This is a genomic window from Sphingopyxis flava (assembly GCF_900168005.1).
Classification (GTDB): Bacteria; Pseudomonadota; Alphaproteobacteria; order Sphingomonadales; family Sphingomonadaceae; genus Sphingopyxis; species Sphingopyxis flava.
Genome location: NZ_FUYP01000027.1, coordinates 12,508 through 35,548, shown reverse-complemented (window position 1 = coordinate 35,548; position 23,041 = coordinate 12,508). Strand labels below are relative to the sequence as shown.

The 23,041-nt window shown below is 63.7% G+C and carries 24 protein-coding genes and 2 tRNA genes; 14 read left to right on the top strand and 12 right to left on the bottom strand.

Annotated elements, in window-relative coordinates; translation table 11 throughout:
• Positions 1-41: 41 nt before the first annotated feature.
• The 5 genes from B5X69_RS16805 to B5X69_RS16785 form a co-directional block, all read right to left on the bottom strand.
• On the bottom strand, positions 42-1,352 hold the full coding sequence (locus tag B5X69_RS16805) for a UDP-glucose dehydrogenase family protein (protein WP_079639749.1): 1,311 nt from the start codon (positions 1,350-1,352) through the stop codon (positions 42-44).
• A 121-nt stretch (positions 1,353-1,473) separates the two neighbouring features.
• The gene (locus tag B5X69_RS16800) at positions 1,474-1,899 is read right to left on the bottom strand and encodes an ExbD/TolR family protein (RefSeq protein WP_053555280.1); all 426 of its coding nucleotides are present in this window, start codon (positions 1,897-1,899) and stop codon (positions 1,474-1,476) included.
• A 32-nt stretch (positions 1,900-1,931) separates the two neighbouring features.
• On the bottom strand, positions 1,932-2,450 hold the full coding sequence (locus B5X69_RS16795) for an ExbD/TolR family protein (RefSeq protein ID WP_079639748.1): 519 nt from the start codon (positions 2,448-2,450) through the stop codon (positions 1,932-1,934).
• A 117-nt stretch (positions 2,451-2,567) separates the two neighbouring features.
• Entirely contained in the window at positions 2,568-3,374 is an 807-nt protein-coding gene (locus tag B5X69_RS16790) for a MotA/TolQ/ExbB proton channel family protein (RefSeq protein ID WP_245798785.1), read from the bottom strand.
• A gap of 59 nt (positions 3,375-3,433) precedes the next feature.
• A complete protein-coding gene (locus tag B5X69_RS16785) occupies positions 3,434-4,087 on the bottom strand; it encodes an energy transducer TonB (RefSeq protein ID WP_079639747.1) in 654 nt (217 codons plus the stop codon).
• Positions 4,088-4,351: 264 nt separating this feature from the next.
• Here B5X69_RS16785 and B5X69_RS16780 point away from each other — a divergent pair, with 264 nt between their 5' ends.
• Together B5X69_RS16780 and B5X69_RS16775 are read left to right on the top strand one after the other, a co-directional pair.
• Positions 4,352-5,239, top strand: coding sequence for a hypothetical protein (locus tag B5X69_RS16780; RefSeq protein ID WP_079639764.1), 888 nt, complete (start codon positions 4,352-4,354; stop codon positions 5,237-5,239).
• A 110-nt stretch (positions 5,240-5,349) separates the two neighbouring features.
• Positions 5,350-6,678 carry a homoserine dehydrogenase gene (locus B5X69_RS16775; protein ID WP_079639746.1) on the top strand — a complete coding sequence of 443 codons (1,329 nt, stop codon included), beginning with the start codon at positions 5,350-5,352 and terminating at the stop codon, positions 6,676-6,678.
• 240 nt (positions 6,679-6,918) lie between these two features.
• Here the strand turns inward: B5X69_RS16775 and B5X69_RS16770 are convergent, their stop codons facing one another.
• Positions 6,919-7,308: a hypothetical protein gene (locus B5X69_RS16770; RefSeq protein ID WP_245798784.1), complete on the bottom strand. Its 390-nt coding sequence runs from the start codon at positions 7,306-7,308 to the stop codon at positions 6,919-6,921.
• 132 nt (positions 7,309-7,440) lie between these two features.
• Here B5X69_RS16770 and glpX point away from each other — a divergent pair, with 132 nt between their 5' ends.
• A complete protein-coding gene (gene glpX / locus B5X69_RS16765) occupies positions 7,441-8,412 on the top strand; it encodes a class II fructose-bisphosphatase (RefSeq protein WP_079639763.1) in 972 nt (323 codons plus the stop codon).
• A 36-nt stretch (positions 8,413-8,448) separates the two neighbouring features.
• On the opposite strand, the gene B5X69_RS16760 is transcribed toward glpX, so the two are convergent.
• Positions 8,449-8,937 (bottom strand): flavodoxin family protein, encoded by a 489-nt coding sequence (locus tag B5X69_RS16760; protein ID WP_079639744.1) that lies wholly within the window; start codon positions 8,935-8,937, stop codon positions 8,449-8,451.
• A 74-nt stretch (positions 8,938-9,011) separates the two neighbouring features.
• Between B5X69_RS16760 and B5X69_RS16755 the strand changes: the two genes are divergently transcribed.
• The 11 genes from B5X69_RS16755 (at position 9,012) to B5X69_RS16710 (ending at position 17,302) form a co-directional block, all read left to right on the top strand.
• Complete coding sequence (locus B5X69_RS16755) at positions 9,012-10,979, top strand: alkyl/aryl-sulfatase (protein WP_139375840.1); 1,968 nt, start codon at positions 9,012-9,014, stop codon at positions 10,977-10,979.
• A gap of 25 nt (positions 10,980-11,004) precedes the next feature.
• Positions 11,005-11,535 carry a PH domain-containing protein gene (locus B5X69_RS21580; protein ID WP_176141651.1) on the top strand — a complete coding sequence of 177 codons (531 nt, stop codon included), beginning with the start codon at positions 11,005-11,007 and terminating at the stop codon, positions 11,533-11,535.
• Positions 11,532-13,073 carry a PH domain-containing protein gene (locus tag B5X69_RS16750; RefSeq protein ID WP_176141650.1) on the top strand — a complete coding sequence of 514 codons (1,542 nt, stop codon included), beginning with the start codon at positions 11,532-11,534 and terminating at the stop codon, positions 13,071-13,073. Before B5X69_RS21580 ends, B5X69_RS16750 begins: the two co-directional genes overlap by 4 nt.
• On the top strand, positions 13,070-14,851 hold the full coding sequence (gene recJ / locus B5X69_RS16745; RefSeq protein WP_079639742.1) for a single-stranded-DNA-specific exonuclease RecJ: 1,782 nt from the start codon (positions 13,070-13,072) through the stop codon (positions 14,849-14,851). Before B5X69_RS16750 ends, recJ begins: the two co-directional genes overlap by 4 nt.
• A gap of 91 nt (positions 14,852-14,942) precedes the next feature.
• Positions 14,943-15,018 (top strand) — tRNA-Glu (locus tag B5X69_RS16740).
• Between the two features lie 16 nt (positions 15,019-15,034).
• Positions 15,035-15,110 (top strand) — tRNA-Glu (locus B5X69_RS16735).
• 11 nt (positions 15,111-15,121) lie between these two features.
• Positions 15,122-15,550, top strand: coding sequence for a DUF6538 domain-containing protein (locus B5X69_RS22475; protein ID WP_425441522.1), 429 nt, complete (start codon positions 15,122-15,124; stop codon positions 15,548-15,550).
• A gap of 98 nt (positions 15,551-15,648) precedes the next feature.
• On the top strand, positions 15,649-16,254 hold the full coding sequence (locus B5X69_RS16725) for a site-specific integrase (RefSeq protein ID WP_245798783.1): 606 nt from the start codon (positions 15,649-15,651) through the stop codon (positions 16,252-16,254).
• Positions 16,255-16,337: 83 nt separating this feature from the next.
• On the top strand, positions 16,338-16,595 hold the full coding sequence (locus tag B5X69_RS16720; protein ID WP_079639740.1) for an AbrB/MazE/SpoVT family DNA-binding domain-containing protein: 258 nt from the start codon (positions 16,338-16,340) through the stop codon (positions 16,593-16,595).
• Positions 16,592-16,918 carry a type II toxin-antitoxin system PemK/MazF family toxin gene (locus tag B5X69_RS16715; protein WP_079639739.1) on the top strand — a complete coding sequence of 109 codons (327 nt, stop codon included), beginning with the start codon at positions 16,592-16,594 and terminating at the stop codon, positions 16,916-16,918. The genes B5X69_RS16720 and B5X69_RS16715 overlap by 4 nt, the downstream gene beginning before the upstream one ends.
• Before the next feature lie 21 nt (positions 16,919-16,939).
• Positions 16,940-17,302, top strand: a complete 363-nt coding sequence (locus B5X69_RS16710; protein WP_245798782.1) for a HigA family addiction module antitoxin — start codon at positions 16,940-16,942, stop codon at positions 17,300-17,302.
• Positions 17,303-18,049: 747 nt separating this feature from the next.
• Here the strand turns inward: B5X69_RS16710 and B5X69_RS16700 are convergent.
• The 5 genes from B5X69_RS16700 to B5X69_RS16680 form a co-directional block, all read right to left on the bottom strand.
• Entirely contained in the window at positions 18,050-18,550 is a 501-nt protein-coding gene (locus B5X69_RS16700; RefSeq protein WP_139375839.1) for a hypothetical protein, read from the bottom strand.
• Positions 18,551-19,124: 574 nt separating this feature from the next.
• On the bottom strand, positions 19,125-19,856 hold the full coding sequence (locus B5X69_RS16695) for a hypothetical protein (protein ID WP_139375838.1): 732 nt from the start codon (positions 19,854-19,856) through the stop codon (positions 19,125-19,127).
• 83 nt (positions 19,857-19,939) lie between these two features.
• Positions 19,940-20,254, bottom strand: coding sequence for a hypothetical protein (locus tag B5X69_RS16690; protein WP_079639735.1), 315 nt, complete (start codon positions 20,252-20,254; stop codon positions 19,940-19,942).
• 129 nt (positions 20,255-20,383) lie between these two features.
• Positions 20,384-21,298, bottom strand: coding sequence for an IS1595 family transposase (locus B5X69_RS16685; RefSeq protein WP_079639734.1), 915 nt, complete (start codon positions 21,296-21,298; stop codon positions 20,384-20,386).
• Positions 21,299-21,616: 318 nt separating this feature from the next.
• On the bottom strand, positions 21,617-22,990 hold the full coding sequence (locus B5X69_RS16680; RefSeq protein ID WP_079639733.1) for a M20/M25/M40 family metallo-hydrolase: 1,374 nt from the start codon (positions 22,988-22,990) through the stop codon (positions 21,617-21,619).
• Positions 22,991-23,041: the final 51 nt, after the last annotated feature.

Sequence of the window (23,041 nt, the reverse complement as noted above, 5' to 3'; positions counted from 1 at the left end):
TCGCTGCCTCTCGCCGCGAATCCACGAAGGGGATGATGCCCCTAATCGCCGCTGGTTCCAATAGCTATGTGTCTGAAACCGTGGCGCGCGACTTCCTCGCGGCGATAGATGTTGCGTAGGTCGACGAGAAGCCTGCCGGCCATCGTGGCGCCCAGGCGCGCGAGGTCGAGGGCCCGGAAGGCGTCCCATTCGGTGACGATGGCGACGGCATCGGCGCCTTCGGCCGCAGCATAGGCGCTGTCCTTCATCTCGACCTCGGGCATCATCGGTGCTGCGATCGCCATGCCTTCAGGATCATAGGCGGTGACGCGTGCGCCGGCGTCGAGCAAGGTCTGGACGATTGCAAGGCTCGGCGAATCGCGCATGTCGTCGGTGTTGGGCTTGAAAGTGAGGCCCAAGAGCGCGACCGTCTTGCCGCGTGCGTTGCCGCCCATGGCGGCGATGATCTTGCGTCCCATGGCGCGTTTGCGAAGATCATTGGCCTGCACGGTCGCCTCGACGAGCCGCAGCGGAACGTCATTGTCCTGCGCGGTCTTCAAGAGCGCGAGCGTGTCCTTGGGAAAGCAGCTGCCGCCATAGCCGGGACCGGCGTGGAGGAATTTGGCGCCGATCCGGTTGTCGAGCCCGATGCCGCGCGCCACGTCCTGGACGTCCGCGCCCACCGCTTCGCACAGGTCCGCGACCTCGTTGATGAAGGTGATCTTGGTCGCGAGAAATGCGTTGGCGGCATATTTGATCATCTCCGCAGTACGGCGGCGCGTGACGAGGATCGGTGCCTCGTTGAGGAAGAGCGGGCGATAGATTTCGCGCAGCACCGCCTCCCCGCGGGTATCCTCGGCCCCGATGACGATCCTGTCGGGACGCTTGAAGTCGCCGATCGCGGCGCCCTCGCGCAGAAACTCGGGGTTCGAGGCAACGCTGTGCGCCCGCCCCTGCGCCTGGTCGCGCAGGATGCGTTCGACCTCGTCGCCCGTGCCAACGGGCACGGTCGACTTGGTGACGATCACGCAGTCGTGGTCGAGCGTCGCCGCAAGCTCCTCGGCGGCGCCGAATACATAGGAAAGATCAGCATGGCCATCGCCGCGGCGCGAGGGCGTGCCGACCGCGATGAAGACAGCGTCGGCCTCTGCCACCGCCGGCTCAAGGTCGGTGGTGAAGGAGAGCCGCCCTGCCGCGACATTCGCCGCGACGAGCGCGTCGAGTCCCGGCTCGTAAATCGGCATCCGTCCCGCATCGAGCGCCTCGATCTTCCCCGCGTCCTTGTCGACGCAGATCACATCGTGCCCGAAATCGGAGAAGCAGGCCCCCGACACCAGGCCCACGTAACCGGTTCCGATCATGGCGATTTTCATGGCGCACCTTCTGCTTGCGCCGCGCACGGCGGCGATGCGTCCTTAAGGACAAAATACCCAATGGAAAAGGGCCGCGAATTGCTTCGCGGCCCTTTCCGACAATCGCATTAAGGATCGATGATCAGAAAACGCGGGCGTATTGTTCGTTCCCGACGAAGCCCAGCTTGCCGACCCCGCTGCGCTTGATCACCGCCATGACATTGTCGACGATATAATAGCGAGCAAAGGGATCCGGCTGCACCTGCAATTCGGGTTCGACCGGCAGTGCCTTGGTCTCTTCCAGATATTGCGCAAGCTGCGCCAGGTCGATCGCGGTGCCGTTCCAGCTGATCGTGCCGGCGGCGTCGATCATCACCTTGTTCTTTTGCGGATCGACGTTGTTCTGATTATCCGACGGAACGGGCAGATCGATCTTCACCGCGTGAGTCTGGACCGGAATTGTAATGATGAACATGATGAGGAGCACGAGCATGACGTCGATCAACGGCGTCGTGTTCATGTCCATCATCGGTTCATTTTCGTCCCGATCGCCAACGGCCATGGCCATAGGATTATTCCTTCAATCTAGCGGGCGATACCCTAGAGGCGGCCCAGCGTGCCCGAACCAGGCGCAGGCTCCGAAATGAACCCGATCTTCTGGAAGCCGGCATATTGCATCGTATAGATCACCCCGCCGATGCACTGGTACGGCGTGTTGATGTCGCCGCGGATGTGCACTTCGGGGAAATTATCTTCGGTGATATTCTGCGGACCGCCGATCTGCGCGAGAAGATCCTCAAGCTTCTTCTGGCCCTTTTCAAGCAGCTGCCGCGAATCGACCGGCGTCTGGCCCCAATAGACTTCGCACGCCGTGCTTTCAGCATTGGGTTCGCCGTCCCCGTCCGTGTCCGCCGAACGCACCGAGAGGTTCACATTCTCCGGCTTGGTCGTCGTCGGCTCGAAGACCACGGCCGGCAGCTTGAGGTTCACCGTCTCCAGCACCACGGGAACCGTGATGAGGAAGATGATGAGCAGCACCAGCATAATGTCCACGAGCGGAGTCGTGTTGATGTCGGACATCGGGGCATCTTCGCCCTTGTCGCCTACACTCATCGCCATAGGATTAGCATCCTGTCACAAAATTTTCATCATGGCCCGGCGGGGTGCCAACCGGCAGCCGCGCCGTCCTGGAAATCCGCTCCAGCCGACTTAAGCCGGAGCGGCTTTCCCGGAAATTCAGGCCTTCTTCGGCGCTGCGGCCGGAGCAGCCGGCTTCGCAGCGGCAGCAGCCGGCTTAACCTGGCCGTTCGACATGATCGAGCCGAGAACGTCGTTCGAGAAGGTCGAGAGGCGGCGGGCGATCGACTTGTTGCGGCTCTGGAGCCAGTTGAAGGCGAGCACCGCGGGAACCGCCACGATCAGACCGATGGCGGTCATGATGAGCGCTTCACCGACCGGACCGGCGACGGTGTCGATCGAGGCCTGACCCGACGCACCGATCTTCACCAGAGCGCGAAGAATACCGATAACCGTACCGAACAGACCAACGAACGGAGCGGTCGAACCCACGGTCGCGAGGAAGGCGAGACCCGCGTTCAGCTTCGAGTTGATGTGGTTTTGCGAACGCTCAAGCGTGCCGTGCATCCAGTCATGAGCTTCGACAGGGTCGGTCAGCTTGTTATGCTCTTCGCTGGCGCGAAGACCGTCTTCGACGACCTGGCGATAAGCACTGTTCTTCTCGAGCTTCGCAGCGCCATCGGCGAGGCTGGGCGCGCGCCAGAAATTGGCGTCGACCGCCTTGGCCTGGCTAATGACCTTGTTCTGCTCGAACAGCTTGGTGAAAAGGATGTAGAGCGTTCCGACAAACATGATCAGCAGCACCAGGAAGGTGATCTGCGAGACAATGCCGCCTTCGCACAGCGCGGGGATGAGGCCGTAGGGGTTCTCACCTTCGGTCTTCACACACATCGAAGCGGGCATGAGGGACAGCCCCGCATCGTGGCTGCCCGCCGCAGCAGCGGCATTTGCGATCAGATTAAACATATAGGTTATTCCCTCTCAAAAAAGTCAAAGTCTTGAAATGGCGGGGCTCGCAAAGAGCCCTAGTTGTTGAGTTTCCAAGTGAACCGGCTCGACCAGGTACCCGTTGTGGGATTGCCATCGCTATCGAGCGGCGGCGTGAAACGTGCGCGGCGCATCATCAGACGGCACGCCGTTTCGTCGAGGTCGGAATGACCGCTGGAAGATGTGACGTCACAGCCCGTTGGACGGCCATCGGTGCCGACCGTCAGGCGAAAGCCGGTGGTTCCCGCGCGTTCCTCGCGCTTCGCGCGCGCCGGATAGTCGTCGTCGGTTACCCAGCGACCGGGCGAACCCTTGGGCTTTGCTGGCGCTGATCTATTGACGGCGGGAGGAGCCGGCGGCGCCGGCGGAATATAGACGGGTGGCGGCGGCGCCGGGGGCGGCGTCGGAACCGATTGCACCGTATTCGTCGTCACCGGCGGGGGAATCGGCGAGGGCGGCGTCACCACAGGCGGCGGAGGCGGCAGCTTGTTATCCGGTGGCGGCGGCGGCGGCGGCTCCTCCGGCGGCGGCGGCTCTTCGACGTCTACGACGTCCAATTTTTCTGCGATTTTCTTGACGATACTGATATTCAGACCGTTAACCAGGCCATAGCCCAGCACAGCAGTAAACAGACCAACCAAGACAATCGCCACTACCCTGTTTTTAGGGTCGACATTATCACCATAAGCCATTCAGGGACGACGCTCCTTGCTAGATCATCCTGACACCAATCCATACCGCACGGTTCGGTTGCCAAACATGCCCGGATGATTTCCGATGCGTTCCGCGAGACCCGGCGGTCAGCTTCCGGCTGTTATATTGTTCCGGGCGCTTCGCCGCACGTCCTATCGCGGTGGCGGCAAGTTCGCAAACCCTTTATCAGCGGTTAATGTGCCCTGTCCCATGATGGGGTTTCGGCGCTCAACCGCGCCCTAGCAATGACGGAAAGTGACCCGATGACACGCCTGATCCTCCCCGCCGCGCTCGCAAGCCTTAGCGTCCTAACCATCGGGAATTCGACGGTTTCGGCCATGCAGGCTGCCGCGCCGGCCAGCGCGGGGTCCGCGAGCCCTTATACTTACGCCGACCTTGCCGATCTCGCATCGATTGCCCCCATCGTGCTGCACGCGCGCATCGCCGACAGCACGGTCCTGAAGCCCGAACGGGCGCCGGGACTCGCAGCTGGCAGTACGCGATTCTATGTCGAAGCCGAGGTTATAAGCCTGATTCGCGGCTCGGGACCGCTTGCCAAGCGCATCTCCTATCTCGTCGACCTGCCGCTCGGGTCAAACGGAAAGCCGGCGAAGCTCAAGCGCAAGCAACCCGTCCTGCTCTTCGCTCGCCCTGTCGCAGCCGGCGCGGCGGGCGCCGCAAGCACGAGCAGCGTACAGCTCGTCGCTCCCGATTCCCAGATCCCCTGGGATCCCGCGACGGAGGCGCAGCTTCGCGCAATCCTGACCGAGCTGGTGAAACCCGGTGCGCCGCCCAAGGTGACCGGCATCGCCAACGGCTTCCACGTTCCCGGGACGCTCCCCGGGGAGGGGGAAACCCAATTGTTCCTCCAAACCGCAACCGGCGAGCCGGTTTCGCTTGTGGTCACCACCCGCGCGGACGGGTCGCGGACCTGGGCCGCGGCCTTTGGCGAAATTGTCGAGGGCGCGGGCGTGCCCCGACGCAATACGCTCGCCTGGTATCGTCTCGCCTGCGGCCTGCCGCGCAGCCTGCCACTTTCGAAGCTCGCCGGCACCCCCGCCGAGGACCGGCGAAAAGCGGCTGCCGATTATGCGGTCGTGCTCGGCGCGCTCGGCGAGTGTACCCGGACGCGCACGCCCCCCAAGGAGTAAAGCCTGGCTTGGCCCCGCCGAAGCCCCGCCGGGCTTGTATCCGTCTAAAAAGCCGATAGGTGCGCTCGCACCCGCGGGCGCCGCCCGCCTCGCCGAACCGGAGTGCCAGCATGTCGCCATCGCCCACCCCCACCACACCCCGCCCGCCGCTGCGGGTCGCGCTCGCCGGGATCGGCGTCGTCGGCGGTGGCGTCGTGCGGCTGCTTGAGGCAAATCGCGAACTGATCGCGCGCCGCGCCGGCCGGCCGATCGAAATCGTCGCCCTCTCCGCGCGCGACCGTCACAAGGATCGCGGCGTCGACCTGTCGGCCTATCGCTGGGAAGACGACATGGGCGCGCTGGTCGCGGCCGACGATATCGATGTCGTCGTCGAAATGGTCGGCGGCGCCGACGGTCCTGCGCTGACCCTCGCGCGGCAGGCGCTTGGCGCAGGCAAGGCGCTGGTCACGGCGAACAAGGCGATGATCGCGCATCATGGTATCGACCTTGCCCGTCTCGCCGAGGAAAAGGACACGCCGCTGAAATATGAAGCCGCGGTCGCCGGCGGCATCCCGGTCATCAAGGCGATCCGCGAGGGTGCCTCCGCCAACGAGATCGCGCGCGTCTACGGCATCCTCAATGGCACCTGCAATTATATCCTCACCCTGATGGAGCGCGAAGGAGCAAGCTTTGCCGATGCGCTCGCCGCCGCGCAGGCCGAGGGCTATGCCGAGGCCGACCCGACGTTCGACGTCGACGGTGTCGACGCTGCGCACAAGCTGTCGATTCTCGCCGCGCTCTGCTTCGGAACGCGGCTCGACATCGGCGCCGTCGCCGCGACGGGCATCCGCGACCTCATCGCGGCCGACATCCGCGAAGCCGAGGCGCTGGGTCACCGCGTCCGCCTGATCGGCATGGCCGAACGCGATCCTGCGAAAGGCGGCGCACTCTACCAGCATGTCCAACCCTGCCTCGTTCCCGCCGACCATCCGCTCGCATATGTGCCCGGCGCGCTCAACGCCGTGGTCGCCGAGGGCAATTTCGTCGGCCGTCTCTTCTTCGAGGGCGCGGGTGCGGGCGCGGGACCGACGGCCTCGGCGATCGTTGCCGATATTATCGACATAGCGCGCGACGAATATGGCCCCGCCTTTGCGATGCCCGTCAGCGCGCTCGATGAGGCGCCCGTCGCCGACCCGGGGGCGCGGGTCGGCAAACATTATGTCCGCCTGATCGTCGAGGACCGTATCGGCGTGCTCGCCGAAATCGCGACAGCGATGCGCGATGCAGGCGTTTCGATCGAAAGCTTCATCCAGCGCGGCGACGAGGCGGGCGGCGGCGTCTTGATCGCGCTCGTCACTCACGAAGGTCCCGCGCGCGCGATCCACGCGGCGCTCGCCGCGCTCGCCGCGTCGGACCATGTCGTGGGCGAGCCGATGCATATGCCAATCCTCGCGCTCTGAGGAGCTTGTTTCGCCGCCGCCCCTGCCCCCTTGACCGGGAAGCGAGGGGCAGGTCGCATCATGGACATCGACATTGGTCGAGGTCCCGCCGCCGCGCACGCCTTTGCGCTTGAGCATAAGAGCGCGCTGGCGGCCTATGTGGTGCCCGGCGTCATCATCCCGTTCCTGCTGCTGTCGGGCGAGCCGATCTTCAGTCTGCGCACGGGCGCCGGCGATTGCCGCCGTCTCCAAGGTCTTCGCCTAGGGCTCCCCTTCCCCGGGCGGCGCAGACCCGTCCGCTTCGGGGTCGGTGCGGCGCTTCATCAGTTCATAGAGGGCATTATATTCAGGGCCAGGCGGATAGCGTCCACCGATGGTGGCCCAGTTATAAGGCAGCCTGTCGAGGCTCATCGCCTTCGCTTCGGCGCGCGGCAGTTTGGGTGGCGCTTCGCGGCCCTCGTTGGCGATTGCCCGCAATTCGGGGGGCAGCCGGTAGCGCTCGGTGTCGCTGCCGCAAACGACAATCTCATCGCTCTCGGCGGGCTTGCAGCGCCGGATCGGGTCGACGAGCGCCTGCGTATTGGCGATTGCGGCATCAGCATTGGCCGCCGGCTCCTCGGCGGCGAGCGCACCGGCCTGTGGTGCCGTCACGCTCGCAAAGCACAGCGCACCCAAAGCGGTGCCCAGTCGGGCGATGCATTCTCGACAAGCGCGGCGGTGGGCCATATGGCGCGCACCATGCCCGACGGGCGCGGCAAGACAACAGGGAATTGGAGACCAGGGATGACGATAAGCGGCAGCAACCTCGACCGGGTGCTCGTGCTCGAAATGGTGCGCGTCACCGAAGCCGCGGCGATCGCCGCTGCCAAGCTGATCGGACGCGGGGACGAGAAAGCCGCCGACGCCGCTGCCGTCGAGGCGATGCGCGCCGCCTTCAACGACCTTTACATGGATGGCACCGTCGTCATCGGCGAGGGCGAGCGCGACGAGGCGCCGATGCTCTATATTGGCGAGAAGGTCGGCAATGCGCCCGGCAAGGGCCCCAAGATCGACATTGCCCTCGACCCGCTCGAAGGTACGACGATCACCGCCAAGGCTGGCCCGAACGCGCTCGCGGTGCTCGCGATCGCAGAGGAGGGCTGCCTGCTCAACGCTCCCGATGTCTATATGGACAAGCTGGCGGTCGGGCCGGGCTATTCGCCCGACATCGTGAATTTCAGCAATAGCGTGCGCGAGAATGTCGAGGCGGTCGCGCGTGAGAAAGGCGTGTCGCCGCAGGATATCATCGTCTGCGTGCTCGACCGCCCCCGCCACGAGGGCATCATCGCCGAGCTGCGCGCAATCGGGTGCGGCGTCGCGCTGATCCCCGATGGCGACGTTGCGGGCGTGATCGCGACAACCAACCCTGAAACCAATATCGACATCTATATGGGATCAGGCGGCGCACCCGAGGGTGTGCTCGCCGCGGCAGCGCTGCGCTGCGTCGGCGGTCAGTTCAAGGGCCGCCTGATCTTCCGCAACGATGATGAACGGCTGCGCGCGAAGAAATGGGGCATCGAGGATCTCGACCGCGTCTATGACCTTGAAGACCTCGCCAAGGGCGACGTCATATTCGCCGCGACCGGCGTCACCGACGGATCGTTGCTGCGCGGGGTCAAGCATCGCCGCGGCGGCATCCTTACCACCGAAAGCGTGGTCATGCGCGCCTCGTCGGGGACCGTGCGCTGGGTGAGGGGCGAGCACCGCATCGGCTGAGCCCTGTGCCGCGCAAGAGGCGTCTGAGCGCGCCGCTTAAAAAATTCCCGCGTCCAGCCCCTCGGCCAGGGCCGCGCCCAGCGCGCGCGCTTCGGCGAGGCGGACTGGGGGAATCGTCTTGGGGGCGAGGATCGCGTCAGCTGTCTGCGCGGAGGTGTTGACGATCACCGGTTCGGCGACGCGCCTCAGCCGCCAACCCGTCGCGATGCGGTCGAGCTGGCGCTGAGCGCTCTCCCCGTCCGACCCCGCGCATATGATCGTCGCATAGGGGCGGCCCTCGATCCGGCCGAGACAGGGATAATAGCAGCGGTCGAACATCTCCTTCATCGCGCCCGATAGCGCAGCAAGATTTTCAGGGCCGACGAAGAGATAGCCGGTGGCCGCGAGCAGGTCGGCGGGTGCGGCGGCGTCCGCCGCCATCAGCACGCCCGCATCGCCCGCGCCTTCTGCTGCCGCACGGGCGAGCGCCTCGCTGCCCCCGGTACGGCTGTGCCAAATGATAAGGAGTTTGCAGTCTGCCGCCATCGCCTTCCCTAAGCTGCCCGCTTGCCAAGCCCCGGCCCGGGGCGCAAGCCGTTCGGCACGAGGGAGGGAATGCGATGAAACAGGCGTGGATGGCGATGGCGCTTCCGGTGCTGCTGGCGGGTCCGGACGTCAGGGCGCAAGATGCGGCATCCGCTGCGACGCGCGCGGCGCAGGCCGAGCTTGCCGAGCGGCTGCCGCTGGACGACCAGGAGGATTTCAAGAACGCTGAGCGCGGCAAGCTCGCCGAGATCGCGGGCGGGCTGATCACCGGCAAGGACGGCCAGATCGTCTGGGACCGCAGGGCCTATGCTTTCTTGAACGCGCAAAAAGCGCCCGACACGGTCAATCCGTCGCTGTGGCGGCAGGCGCGGCTCAACGCGGTCCATGGGCTCTTTGAGGTGGTGCCAGGCAAGATCTGGCAGGTCCGCGGCTATGATATTTCGGTGATGACGATCATCCGCGGCAAAAGCGGCTGGATCATCGTCGACCCCCTCTTGTCCGAAGAGACCGCGGCGGCAGGGTGGACGCTCTTCGCCGACACGGTCGAGGCCAAGTCAGGCAAGCGGCCGATCAAGGCGGTGATCTTCAGCCACAGCCACAGCGACCATTTTGGCGGCGTCGGCGGCATAGTCTCCAAAGAGCAGGTCGCGAGAGAGAAGATCCGCATTATCGCCCCGCACGGCTTTTCAGAAGAAGCTACTGCAGAGAATGTCCTCGCGGGCGGCGCGATGGGGCGGCGGGCGCTCTACATGTTCGGCGCGATCCTCGCACCGGGGCCGACGGGGCAGGTCGACACGGGGCTCGGCCCCAAGCTTTCGACGGGGACGATCGGCTATATGGAGCCGACCGAAACGGTGCCCCCCAAGGGGGCGAAACTGACCATCGACGGGCTCGTCTTCGACTTTCTCGACGCGGGCGGGACCGAGGCGCCCTCCGAATTCGTCTTCTACATTCCCGCCTACAAGGCACTGCACACGACCGAAGTGGTCACCCATAATCTGCACAATATCCTGACCTTGCGCGGGGCGCAGGTGCGCGATGCGCTTCACTGGTCGAAGGTCATCGACGCGATGCTGCTCAAATGGGGCGGGTCGGCCGAGGTTGCGATGGCATCGCATCATTGGCCGACCTGGGGTGCGGGCGAGGTAAGCCGCCTCCTGGCGAACCAGCGCGGCGCCTATCGCTACGTCCATGATCGCACCCTGTTTCTCGCCAACCGGGGCGCTACGCTGCATGAGCTCGCCGACCAGACGGCCGAAGCCCCGGTGCAGGCCGCGGATTTCTCGACCCGCAGCTATTATGGCACGCTCAATCACGGCATGAAGGCAACCTATCAGCGCTATTTCGGCTGGTGGGATGGCAACCCGGCCAATTTCAACCCGTTGCCGCCCGAACAATCAGCACTCAAATATGTCGCCCTTGCAGGCGGCGCCGCCAAGCTGCTCGCCGCGGGCGAAGAGGCGATCGCGTCGGGAGATTATCGCTGGGCAGCCGAGCTTTTGAACAAGCTCGTTTTCGCCGAGCCTGCCAATGTTGCGGCGCGCAGCGCACTCGCCTCTGCCTATGATCAGCTCGGCTATCAGGCGGAATCGGGGGCGTGGCGCAATTATTATCTCGCCGCCGCCGCCAGTCTGCGCGGCGCCGAGATCGCCGCCTCGTCGAGCAACGGTCAGAGCCGCAGCTTTGTGAGCGCGATCCCCACCATGGTCTTCTTCGACGCGCTTGCAACGCGCTTCGACGCCGCGAGCGGCGCGGGACTGAAGGGCGTGTTCCAGTTCCTGCTCCCCGATAGCAAGGAAGCGGTCGCCGTGGTCGTGGAGGGCGGGGTCGAGTTCCCGCGCTACGGCGTCACCGATGCCGCGCCCACCGCGACGATCACGATCACCCGAAGGACGCTCGACGACGTCATGATGGGGCAGACGCAATTTCCCGCACTGATGCAGTCGGGCGCTATCCGCATCGAAGGCGACCGCGCGGCATTCCTCTCATGGTTCGCGCTCCACCCGCGCGCCGACCCGCGCTTCAATATAGTTGTGCCCTAGGGGTCAGCCGGACTATCGAGGGGGAATGACCGACACCGTTGCCGCTCGCCCCGTCGATCCCTTCGATGCGCATGCGCTGAACGCGGCCCAGGGGCTCGATCCGGTCGATCCTGCCTTCCGCCACGTGCTGCGCATTTCGGCGCTGTTCAACATGCTGCCCATTGCGATTGGCGCAACCCTGCTCGACATGTTCGTGGTGCGCGAGATGGACGGGCCCTACGGATTGCTGAGCGTGCTCGCCTGGCTGCTTGCGCTGTTGGCCATCACCGCCTTCCCTGCCCGGCGCGCGCAGCGCTGGGGTTTCAAGATCGGCGAGGGACAACTGCGCGTCGCACGCGGCTGGCTCTTTCGTACCGACACGATCGTTCCCTTCGTGCGCGTCCAGCATATCGACGTCGGCCAGGGGCCCATCGAGCGCTGGTTCGGCCTGTCGCACCTCGTCGTCCATACCTCGGGCACGCACAACAGCACAGTAACGTTGCCCGGCCTGCGCGCCGACCTCGCCGCTGCAATGCGCGAGGAGATCCGTCGCCACATCCAGACCGACTTCGCATGACAGGGAGCCTCGCCGCTCTTCCTGACGACACCGCGGCCCAGAGCGCGCCGTGGCAGCGACTGCATCCCGCGACGCTCGCGCTCGCGATCGTCAGGCTCGGCCCGCGCACGCTCAATTTCCTCCCCGCGCTCGCAGCGATCGGTATTGCAGGGAAGTGGGTTTATGTGCTCCCGGCATTCGGCGCCTTCCTGCTGATCTCGCTCGTCACGGCTTGGATCGCATGGGCGCGCTTCCGCTTTCTCGTCGGCGCGAACGAGATTGTGATCGAAAGCGGCATATTGTCGCGCCAGCACCGCACCATCCCCTTCGACCGTATCCAGGACGTGAGCATCGAACAGGGGCTGATCGCGCGCGCGCTCGGCATTGCGAAGGTCGGGTTCGAGACCGGTGCGGGCGGCGACAAGAAGGACGAGGCGCGGCTCGACGCGATTGGGCTCGGTGCGGCGCAGGCGCTGCGTTCGACGATCCGCGCGCATCGCGGCGACGCGGTCCCCGCCGCCGCAGCGCTCCTGGGCCGCGATGACGACGCGAAGACCATAGCCCCTGCGGCCGAAGACCGGTTGCTCTTCGTCATGCCGCCGGGCCGGCTGTTTATCGCCGGGCTGTTCAATTTCTCGCTCGCCGCGCTCGCCGTGGTCGCGGCCGGCATGCAGCTTTTCGATGACCTGCTGCCCTTCGACTTCAACATCTTCAACCCGCTCGACTGGTTCGACCTCGCTGAGCGCTACGGGTTTGAACAATGGATCGTCGCGCATCGCTGGATTGCCGGCGTCGGCGCGCTTCTTTCGCTGCTCTTCATCGGCTTTGCGAGCGGGGTGCTGATGATGGTGCTTGCCAATTGGGATTTTCGCCTGACCCGCGAACCCCGCGCTCTGCGCCGCACGCGCGGACTGACCACGCGGACCGACGTTGCCCTGCCGGTGCGCCGGGTGCAGGCGGCGATTCTCGTCACCGGTTGGCTGAAAAAGCGGTTCGATTGGCACGAACTGCGGCTCCAGAGCCTTGCAAGCGACGGCGAGAAGGAGAAGGATCATCAGGTCGTCCCCTTCGGCCACCTCGGGGAGATCGACCCGGTGCTCGCTGAAATCGCAATCCATCGCCCCGATGCCAGCCAGCCTTGGGAGCATAGCCACCGGATTATCGCCGCCGGCGGCCTCTTTGGCGCCCTTTGCGCCGCGGCTGGGGGGGCGATCGCAATGATGCTCGGCCAACCGCTCGGCGGACTCGGCATCGCTGCTGCCGCGCTGATCGCCGCCGCCTCGCTCTTCAGCGCGCGCTTCCACAGCTGGACGGACCTGCCTGGCATGGTCGCGATCCGCCGCGGCTGGCTCAAGCCCAAGACGACCTTGCTTCCCCACGCATCGGTGCAGAGCATCGACCTCAAGACCGACTTCATTCTCCGTCCCCTCGGCCTTGCTACGCTCGTTTTCGGGGTCCCCGGGGGCAGTTCGCTCGGCAGCCATGAGATCCCGGCGATCCCGCTCGCAGCCGCGCAAGCGCTGCGCGAGCGCATTCTCGCCGCTGGGGCCCGCGCATGAGCGAGACCGCAAGCCGCCTTGCTCTCGGCATTGACCGCTCGATCCTCGGTCAGCCGTGGCAGTGGCGCCGCGCGAGCGCCGACATGGGGGGCGAGGGTCTTGCCCCCGATGACCTGGTCACCCAATTGCTGCTCGCGCGCGGGGTTGCCCGCGCCGATGTTGAGCGCCAGCGGCTTCCGACCCTGCGCAGCTTCATGCCCGACCCTTCGCTGTTCCGCGACATGGAGGCGGCGGCGGCCCGCCTGGCAGATGCGGTCGAAGGACGCGAGGCGGTGACGATCTTTGGCGACTATGATGTCGACGGGGCAACCTCGGCGGCGCTGCTCGTGCGGCTGCTCCGCGCGCTCGACGTTCCGGTCGGCGCCTATATCCCCGACCGGCTGATGGAGGGCTACGGACCCTCGGGCGCAGCGCTGGTCCGCATCGGCGAAGCGGGGTCGAGGCTCGTTGTTACCGTCGATTGCGGGGCGCAGGCCTTCGACGCCATCGCCGAGGCCAAGGCTGCCGGCGTCGAGGTGATAGTCGTCGACCATCACCAGTGCGCGACCTCGCTGCCCGACGCCTTTGCGGTGGTGAACCCCAACCGGCTCGATGAAGCGGAAGAAGCCGCGGCCCACGGCAATCTGGCTGCGGTCGGGGTCGCCTTCCTGCTCGGCGCGGCGCTGCTGCGCACGCTGCGCGCACGCGGATTTTTCGGCCAGCGGCCGGAGCCCGCGCTCATCGAGCTGCTCGACCTCGTCGCACTGGGCACGGTCGCTGATGTCGCCCGGTTAACCGGCTTCAACCGCGCGCTCGTGGCACAGGGTCTCAAGGTGATGGCGCGGCGCGGCAATATCGGCCTTGCCGCGCTGATGGACGCTGCGCGGCTCACCAAGCCGCCGAGTGCGAGCGATATGGGCTTTGCCCTTGGCCCGCGGATCAATGCGGGTGGCCGCGTCGGCAAATCCGACCTCGGCGTCCGGCTACTCACCACGACCGACCCGAACGAGGCGGCCGAGATTGCGCAGGAGCTGAACCGGCTCAACGAAGAGCGGCGCGCGATCGAGGCCGCGGTGCTCGACGAGGCGATAGCGGCTAGCGCCGCGTGCGCCAATGCGCCGGTCGCGATCGTCGCGGGCGCGGGCTGGCACCCCGGCGTCATCGGAATAGTCGCCGGGCGCATGAAGGAAAAACTCCACCGTCCCGCGATTGTCATCGCGCTCTGCGAGGATGGCATCGGCAAGGGTTCGGGCCGTTCGATCTCGGGCGTCGACCTTGGCGCTGCGATCCTCGCTGCAAAGGAGACGGGACTGCTGGTCGCGGGCGGCGGCCATGCGATGGCGGCGGGGCTGACGGTGGCCCCCGGCAAGCTCGACGCACTCGGCGCCTTTCTCAATGAGCGCCTCGCTGCCGATGTCGAACGTGCAAGTGGCGGCAAATCGCTGCTGATCGACGCGATGCTCGCCCCTAGAGGCATCAGCCCGCTATGGTGCGACGCAATAGAGAGCGCGGGTCCCTATGGTGCCGGCTGGCCCGCGCCGCGCGTCGCAACCGGACCGGTGCGGATCGTCGAATCGGGCATCGTTGGCACCGACCATGTGCGGCTCATTGTGTCGGGCGATGACGGCGCACGCTTCAAGGCGATCGCGTTCCGCAGCGCCGATACCGAACTTGGCCAGGCGCTGCTCCACGCGCGCGGTGGGCGCAAACTGTGGCTCGCCGGGCGCGCGAAACGGGACGATTGGGGGAGCCGCCCGGCGGCTGAGCTCCACCTCGAGGACGCGGCCTGGGCCGATTGAAACGCCGCGCCGCAATATTTTTGCGCCGAGGGCAGACCCCGCGCTTGACCACGGGTGCGCGCCCGTCTAAGGCGCCGCTTCACCGATCGACGGCCCCTTCGTCTAGCGGTCTAGGACGCGGCCCTTTCACGGCTGAAACACGGGTTCGAGTCCCGTAGGGGTCACCATCTCGATCGTCGATACGGCCCCTTCGTCTAGCGGTCTAGGACGCGGCCCTCTCACGGCTGAAACACGGGTTCGAGTCCCGTAGGGGTCACCATAACCCGCCAAATGTCCCAGAAATGGGCAGGAACGGCGGATTTCAGACATTTAGACGTGCCCACTGGTCACAATTCTGTGATACAAAGAGGCATGGAAAAGATGGCTGATATGCAACGGCTGCTGAAGCGCGGCGACACCTACCACTATCATCGGCGCGTGCCGCTCCACCTTGTCGATATAGTCGGCAAGAAGTTTGTTCGCCGTGCGCTGGGCACTGACAGCCCCAAGGAAGCGCGCCGCCGCCGCACATTGGAGGACGCCCGGTGCGCCGCTTCCTATCCTCATCCCTATCCGCTGGCACCCAGCGCGCCTACGCGGCTGATCTGGCGCATTTTCGGGCATCAGGCCGGGACATTCCATGCTCCCCGCAGAGCATCGCGGAATATCTTGCCACTCTGGCCGAGACCCATGCCGTCACCACGATCCAGCGTCGAGTAGCTGCCATCGCAAAGGCGCACCGGGCCTCGGGCTTCGATGATCCTTACCGATCCGAGATCGTCAGGGCGACAATGCAGGGGATACGCCGGACCAAGGGTATGGCCCAGCGCGAAGCGCAGGCGTTGCAGCGCGACGACCTGTTCGCGGTGCTTGAGCGCATGGGCGACCGTCCTATCGAGATGCGGGACAAGGCGCTGCTGTTGATCGGGTTCGCCGGGGCGTTCCGTCGCTCCGAACTGGTCGGGTTCGACTGTAGCGATGTTGAGCCTGTCGGGCGGGGCATCGTGCTGCATCTGCGCCGATCCAAGACCGACCAGACCGGGCAAGGCCGCAAGATCGCTATCCCGCATGGACGCACGCGCTGGTGCCCTGTCCGTCACCTCACCGACTGGCTCACCCATGCCGGGATCGAACAAGGTCCGATCTTCCGCAGCATCGACCGGCACGGACGTATCGCCCCCGATCGCCTCTCCGGGGATGCCGTCGCCACCATCATCAAACGCCGCGTGGAGGCGGCCGGCTTCGATCCTGCGAGCTTTTCCGGTCATTCCCTCCGCGCCGGGCTTGCCACGAGCGCCGCAATGGCCGGGGCCTCGTCGTGGAAAATCCGCCAGCAGACCGGCCATAAGAGCGACGCCATGCTGGCTCGCTATATTCGTGACGGCGACATGTTCACCGACAACGCGGCAGGCACGGTGCTATAGATGGCGCGGACGGTGCATTGCACCCTTTGACCTCCTTCTCGCCGGATGTTATATAGAAATATAACTTATGGAGGTGCAAGGCTATGCACACTACAAATCTTCGCAAGGTCGGAGGGTCGGTCATGCTTGCCGTTCCCCCTGCGCTGCTCGACGTTCTGCACCTGTCCGCTGGCGCAAGCGTCGGCTTGGCCGTGCACAATGGCAAGCTCGTGGTCGAACCGTCCACGCGGCCCCGCTATACCATGGCGGAGTTGCTGGCTGCATCCGACTATTCGCAGCCCATGCCGCCCGAAGAGCGGGAATGGATCGACGCTCCTGCGGTGGGCCGCGAACTCATATGAAGCGCGGCGACATCTACATGGTTGATCTCGAACCCACGCATGGTCGCGAGCAACGCGGGCACCGTCCGGTTGTCGTCGTCTCCCCCGACGACTTCAATCGGGCTACCGGCTTGCCGGTCATCATGCCGATCACGAATGGCGGTGATTTCGCACGCCGCATTGGTTTCGCCGTCCCACTCTCCGGCACCAAGACAACCGGCGTAGTGCGATGCGATCAACCCCGCGTCCTTGATCTGGACGCCCGCAATGGCCGCAAGGTCGAAACCTTGCCGCAGGCCATCATGGATGAAGTTCTGGCGCGAGCTGTGACGATCTTTGAATAAACCACACGCTTCGGGTCAAACTTGAAATGGCGGGCAGGCAATCTTGGTGAGACCGACGCAGAGCTTGTCGATTATCAGGATTGCCATGGAACGATGACAATGATGCACAATCCTCCCCACCCCGGCGAACTGCTCCGCGATGAAGTCATTGCCGAACTGGGCCTGTCCGTCACCGAGGCAGCTCACCGTCTCGCCATCTCGCGGGTTGCCCTGTCGCGTGTGCTGAACGGCAAGGCGGCGATCAGCCCCGATCTCGCGGTGCGGCTCGAACAGGCAGGAGCCAGCACAGCGCGAGCGTGGCTTGCCATGCAAGCGAACTATGATCTGTGGTGCGCCCGGCAGCACGATCAACCGCCCGTGCGTCGCTTGCAGGACGCCGTATGACGGGGCGGCTCTAACCTCCGATAATCCCTACTTATCAGAGCCTGCAAACGGCCACGAAAGGCACCTCTGACGGCGTGCAATTAATTGCAACATCGTGGTTCCGGTTAGCGACAGCACGGGTAACGCTACGCAAGTCAGGAAATTCCATCGGAAAAGGTGAGAGCTATATCGACACGAATTGGGGTCGAACGTAGCAACGAATTGGTGAGTGCGATTGATGGTCCGGTGCAGTTTGCTTCTTCTGGCGGCATCTTCCGCAAGCGCCGGGATTACGCTTCCAGCAGCCGCGCAGGATTATGTGGGCCATCATATCGAAGCGCAGCAGGAAGCTCGCATACGCCAGCATCAACAAGGCAGGGCCTCAACCCCGCCCAATTCCAATGCCGCTTCATCGAACCGCCCTCCCATCGAAGGGAAGGCGCTCCATGCTGCGATGCGAAGGCATCATCAACGCTATGCAGAGATCATGCGCGAGCGCGGATATCGCGCTGCTGACCAATGGTTGACCGAAAAAGTTGCCGCTGGCCGTTAATCGACCGTGATTGTGCAATCGGCCTAATCGCTATCAGCCGGGCCAAGACACGGAATAACTGACCTTGTGCAATCAATTTCATTTCTTAAGCCGATTAGTCGGCACAATCTAAGTAACGAAACCGATGAAATTGATTGCAATCAGCTTAGTCGTTTCCCCATTCGGGCCAGCAACAGCTTGGCTATCATACTGCTGAACGCTGGCCGGACACCTTATTACTGGCGCTCAAGGCGTTCCAGACGAGCGGTCCTGTCCAGCCACCTGTCGGCATGGCCTTTGCCAAGCCGTAGCTTCCTATCATATTCGGCCCGGTTACGTTTCAGTGTCGCTGCAATATCGGCCTGTGACAGAGGAGCGTCCCACGCTGCATCGGCCGCATCCGCTCGCGCCCGCTCTTCCGGCGTGCGGTTGCGGGCTTCGCGGTTATTCTCGTCGATCTTGTCCCCCCACACCTTTCCAGCCGCGCCGGGCGCACGCCAGTCGATCTGAGCTTGAGCGCTCGTTGAGAAGCATATGGCCGAAAGAATAGCCAGAGCCGCAATTCGCATGACAATCACTATATTTCTTGAACTGCAAAATCCCACACACCGAATTAACGGCGCAGGACAGACGAGCGAATGGGGCAGCTTGCCAAGGCCCAGACCACCATCAGCCGGGCCGGGGCGCGGAATAATTAGCTTGGCGCATGCACATTTCCGCCCGAGGTCGACCGTCATAGACCCATTCATGCCCTAGTCCGCACACACGGCAACGCGGCTCATTGTCATCGGTCCACCACCGAAGCCGGGGGTTGCCCGATTGACCCAGCGGACCTTCTTGCAATCTTTTTTGGATTTGCGCGTTTGCCGCTGTGGTCTCGGTTCGCCGCGCATCGCACGAGCTTGTCCATCCAACCAACGATCCGCACTGGCCTGACCATCTTGTGCGACGCGCCGCCGATACTCGGCCTTGTTCTGCGACCATGCGGCCTGACGTTCGGCGATGGTAAGTGCACGCTCCGATGTCGTCGCTGAAGCGCTCCCACCCTGCGAATAAGCCGGACCGGCGATGGCTAGAGACATCAGTGCCAAAGTTGTCAGTATTGTCCGATTAATCACCTGTCGCGTTTCCCTATCCTTATCTTTGCAACGCACAAAAATGCTAAACGCTATGATAGCAACCCGCGAAGAAATTGGCGGGAGTTCGTCGTGAAACCAACACGGGCCGTCGGCCATTCAACGGCAATTATATACGTGACAAAGCAGGGTCATTATGCCAGAGATTCGAGGACAGGCTGGCACTTTAGATAGATCAGACTTTTTCCAAAGATTGGAGAAGGCTATCGATGTCGCGCGCTGCGAGATGCAGAAACGGGCCTACTTCAGTGAACGAAGTCACGCACGGTTCGTCGAACACTACCTGGAACACAGGTGCTGGCTCGCTTGTGAACTCGAAATTCGCTGCGGGTGCTTTAATGGCTTTGCCTTGCTTGCCTGCTTCAACCCAGATGCTGCAATCCGTGAACGTGGAGCTTCCGACCCTCCAACTCGCCTTTATGCCAGCAAGGTGGTTGATGGTGACGAGCAGCCGGTGCTTATCGATGTTGCGCAGTTTGTTGACGGCCCAAAGATTGCGACCGGCCCCACCTTCGTAAGCCTCAATCTTATCGAAGATGGCGATAAGGTCGGGGGTCAGGAAAAGGGGGGGTGCCCTAACCTCGCCTTTGAACCCTTTTTCATTGTCGGCGAAGGGAAACGTTACTTTCGCGGGGTTGCCGCCAAGTGGCTTAACCACAGCCCCCATGAGATAATCAAGGGAGCTTCGCAGGTTCCCGATTGCGTCGCCGATAATCGTGCTAAGATACTGGCCCTCATCATGGAGGGACTCAAAATCAACGCTCAGATAGGGGCCTTCATCACGCTTGATCGAGATTTTGTAAAGCTCAGGAGCGGTGAGATTCTCGACGGCACGTTCCACATCAAGAATGTGTTCGCGTGCCCTTTCGAGTTTGAGACGGGCGTCCATTAGGTTAAACTGAGACATGACTGACACCGATCAAAAAGAGCTAGAGACACTTCGCCGGATGCTGGCGACGCCGCCGACGCCGCACAAGGCGCGCAACGGGCCTACTGCAAAGTCTGCGCCCCACCAGAAGGCGCGCGCTGCAAAACGCCCTGAGAAATAAGCCCGCTTATCATTCCCTCAAGCTGCCGGTGTAGTTCGATCATGCCGTTCAGCGGCATCACAAGGCGGGCAGCTACAACCTTTTGGCCGGTTGGCTTTTTCGACCCGCTTGCAGGTGGATCGCCACGGCTTACGGTCAAGGTCACGCGCGCCATGCCGTTTTGAACCTGGATCAGATGCACACCGTCAACGACCGTCTCGGTCGCGGCTAAGTTGTCCTTGAACGTGAAAGCTGCGTCATATGCCTTGTCAGTCATCACATACCCCCCGACTCGTTATGAGTGAGGGGCGACTGTGGGTCAGCAGAGACGGGGGCGCAACATGGATGGACTCAGCGCGACCATCGTTTTCGACGCTCGCCAATCTGGCGCGGCGCCTGAAACCAATCAGGCGGCGATTGCGTCAGTCCGCCGATAGGTAAGGCGCTTGCCGCCGATACGCGACAGAGCGACCGCGCTACGTTCGGCGTCGGTCATGGTGCGGGTGTTGTAGCGGAAATCAAACTCGCCAGTGTAACGGGCAAGGTGTGCCTCGCTCATATGGTGATAGGTGCCGATGACGCCGCGCTTGAAAATGGAGAAGAAATTTTCAGCGGTGTTGCTGTGCTTGAAGCCGCCGGTGGTCACATATTCCTTGGCGCTGTGGTTCACGACGCTGTGGCCGTTAAACTCGCGGCCCACGCTGGTGTAAACGACGCTTTCGTCGGTCATAAGGTGCGAGCGGCGATCTACGTTGGTAACGATAAGGCCGCGCAGGTGCTTGGCGTTGACGTTGGCGACGTGGAACGAGCGAACATGGCCGTCACGCTCGACAAGGGCGACAACGGCCTTCTTGGGAGCGGGGCGACGGGTGGCGCGGTTCTTGGCCTTGCCGCCGACATAGGTTTCATCGGCTTCGACAACGGCGTCGGGACCGCCAAGCGGGCCATCGGTTTCATCAACCTTCATGGCTTCGCGGATGCGGTGGCACATGAACCAAGCGGTTTTGTAGGTGACGCCGAGCATACGTTCGATCTGCTTCGCGCTCATGCCCTTCTTGGACGCGCAAAGCAGGTGATTGCAGAGCAGCCATTTGTGAAGCGGCACCTTGGAACGCTCAAAGACGGTGCCAACGGTGACGGTGAACTGTTCGCGGCAATCGTTGCATTGAACGAGGCCCGCGCGGTGCTTCTTGCCTTCAAGGCGCGTGGCGTTGAACGAACCGCAATGGGGGCAGGTCGGACCTTCCGGCCAACGGATCGCTTCCAAATGCTCACGGGCTTTGGTTTCGTCGTGAAAGTGCGGGGCAGTGATGTTCGTCATGCCCTATTCTATGCCGTTTCATGGGCTGCTTTGTCAAGTATATAATTGCCCATTCAACCATGAAGCGACCGCGATCATGCTATGTCCACACCGTGCCACAAGGCTCCTAGGCAACTGATATCAGCCAATTTGAATGAGTGGCAAATCCCACTGGCATGGCAACAGGGCTGTGATACAAGCCGGACACCAGACACGCCTAAGTGCTTGAAAAATGGTGCCTCAAGGGGGCCTAATAGCCCCTCCCGTAGGGGTCACCATCGCGACACCTTTGTTTGCTACCTGTACCCTTGGTTCCGGTCCCGCGCACGCGCGACACCGCTATTTAGACAGGTCGCGCAGCAAGCTGTCCCAATGCGCAAGCGCCGGGGCGATCGCAGCGACGGGGATACGTTCGTTGAGACCGTGCGCAAAACTGTCGCTCGCCTTGGAGAAGAGGCCCGCGACCCCGTAGCTGGGCACGCCGGCTGCGCGGAAATGGAGACTGTCGGTTGCCCCCGCGCTCATCGCCGGAATGATCGGCAGGTCCGGCGCGCGGGCATGCACGGCCCTCGTCACCGCCGCCATGACGTCGGCGCGGAGCGGCGAGGCGTCGCTGGCGGTCGCCTCGGGATCAGTCTTCACTGCAACCGCGGGATCTGCGATCACTTTTTCGAGCTCGGCGCGCACCGTCTCGACGCTCACGCCAGGAAAGATGCGGCAGTTGATATTTGCGGTCGCGCGTTGGGGGAGCGCATTTTCAGCATGGCCGCCCTTGACCATCGTCGGCACGCAGGTGGTCCCGATCTGCCCGACATATTCGGGCTCAGAGCGAATCGCCGCAATTGCCTTTTCATCAGCGGGGTCTGCCGCAAAGGCCTTGAGCGCCCCGCCAATATCCCCGCCGACCTGCTCGGCAACGATCGGCATGCCCACCTTGGTCAACTCATTTTGTTGCGGGGCAAACCGATAGGCCCCCACCTTCGCCAGCGCATTCGCCAGCTGCACGATCGCATTGGGGTCCGACGGGCGCGAACTGTGGCCGCCCGGATTTGTCACTTCGAGCGTGAAATCGGCATAGGTCTTTTCGCCCGCCTGGAGCGCGTAATATTTGGGCTTGCTGTCCTCGCCGATGAGCCCGCCGCCGCCATCGCCGTTCAGGGCAAATTCGGCGCCCTTATATTTGGCTGCGAGCGCCTGCGTCGTCACCATAGCGGTTTCCTCGTCGCCCGAAAGCAAGAGGATGATCGATCGCTTGGGCTTGAATCCGTCCTTCTTGAGCTGCGCGAGGGTCGCGACCATCATCGCGACATCGAACTTGTTATCCTCCGATCCGCGCCCGAAAATATAGCCATTCTCCTCCACCGGCACGAAAGGATCACGCGTCCAGTCCTTCGCGTCGGCCTCGACCACGTCCATATGGCCAAGCAGCAGGATCGGCCTTTCGCTGCTGCTCCCCTTCAGCGTCGCTGCAAAGCTCGCGGTCTCGCCGATCGGCGTGATCTCGATATCGGCATCGGTGAAACCGGCCGCCTTGAGCACCCCGGCATAATAGGCTGCTAGCTCGGGCACCTTGCCGCGACCTTCGACCGTCGGAATCGCAACGCTGTCGATCAGGATTTTCTTCGCCGCCGCCGGGTCGGCAGGTTTGGCGTGGACCGGCGCTGCCGCGAGGATCGCAGCGGCAAGGGCGAACGGAGCGGTGAAATCGCGCATGCGGGAAGTATGACGCGTGCCGACCGCTTCGCAAGAGGGGATCGGCGGGCG

Coding starts and splice junctions, on each gene's coding strand:
- B5X69_RS16805 (WP_079639749.1), bottom strand. CDS start 1,352: ATGAAAATCGCCATGATCGGAACCGGTTACGTGGGCCTGGTGTCGGGG.
- B5X69_RS16800 (WP_053555280.1), bottom strand. CDS start 1,899: ATGGCCATGGCCGTTGGCGATCGGGACGAAAATGAACCGATGATGGAC.
- B5X69_RS16795 (WP_079639748.1), bottom strand. CDS start 2,450: ATGGCGATGAGTGTAGGCGACAAGGGCGAAGATGCCCCGATGTCCGAC.
- B5X69_RS16790 (WP_245798785.1), bottom strand. CDS start 3,374: ATGTTTAATCTGATCGCAAATGCCGCTGCTGCGGCGGGCAGCCACGAT.
- B5X69_RS16785 (WP_079639747.1), bottom strand. CDS start 4,087: ATGGCTTATGGTGATAATGTCGACCCTAAAAACAGGGTAGTGGCGATT.
- B5X69_RS16780 (WP_079639764.1), top strand. CDS start 4,352: ATGACACGCCTGATCCTCCCCGCCGCGCTCGCAAGCCTTAGCGTCCTA.
- B5X69_RS16775 (WP_079639746.1), top strand. CDS start 5,350: ATGTCGCCATCGCCCACCCCCACCACACCCCGCCCGCCGCTGCGGGTC.
- glpX (WP_079639763.1), top strand. CDS start 7,441: ATGACGATAAGCGGCAGCAACCTCGACCGGGTGCTCGTGCTCGAAATG.
- B5X69_RS16760 (WP_079639744.1), bottom strand. CDS start 8,937: ATGGCGGCAGACTGCAAACTCCTTATCATTTGGCACAGCCGTACCGGG.
- B5X69_RS16755 (WP_139375840.1), top strand. CDS start 9,012: ATGAAACAGGCGTGGATGGCGATGGCGCTTCCGGTGCTGCTGGCGGGT.
- B5X69_RS21580 (WP_176141651.1), top strand. CDS start 11,005: ATGACCGACACCGTTGCCGCTCGCCCCGTCGATCCCTTCGATGCGCAT.
- B5X69_RS16750 (WP_176141650.1), top strand. CDS start 11,532: ATGACAGGGAGCCTCGCCGCTCTTCCTGACGACACCGCGGCCCAGAGC.
- recJ (WP_079639742.1), top strand. CDS start 13,070: ATGAGCGAGACCGCAAGCCGCCTTGCTCTCGGCATTGACCGCTCGATC.
- B5X69_RS22475 (WP_425441522.1), top strand. CDS start 15,122: ATGTCCCAGAAATGGGCAGGAACGGCGGATTTCAGACATTTAGACGTG.
- B5X69_RS16725 (WP_245798783.1), top strand. CDS start 15,649: ATGGCCCAGCGCGAAGCGCAGGCGTTGCAGCGCGACGACCTGTTCGCG.
- B5X69_RS16720 (WP_079639740.1), top strand. CDS start 16,338: ATGCACACTACAAATCTTCGCAAGGTCGGAGGGTCGGTCATGCTTGCC.
- B5X69_RS16715 (WP_079639739.1), top strand. CDS start 16,592: ATGAAGCGCGGCGACATCTACATGGTTGATCTCGAACCCACGCATGGT.
- B5X69_RS16700 (WP_139375839.1), bottom strand. CDS start 18,550: ATGACGGTCGACCTCGGGCGGAAATGTGCATGCGCCAAGCTAATTATT.
- B5X69_RS16695 (WP_139375838.1), bottom strand. CDS start 19,856: ATGTCTCAGTTTAACCTAATGGACGCCCGTCTCAAACTCGAAAGGGCA.
- B5X69_RS16690 (WP_079639735.1), bottom strand. CDS start 20,254: ATGACTGACAAGGCATATGACGCAGCTTTCACGTTCAAGGACAACTTA.
- B5X69_RS16685 (WP_079639734.1), bottom strand. CDS start 21,298: ATGACGAACATCACTGCCCCGCACTTTCACGACGAAACCAAAGCCCGT.
- B5X69_RS16680 (WP_079639733.1), bottom strand. CDS start 22,990: ATGCGCGATTTCACCGCTCCGTTCGCCCTTGCCGCTGCGATCCTCGCG.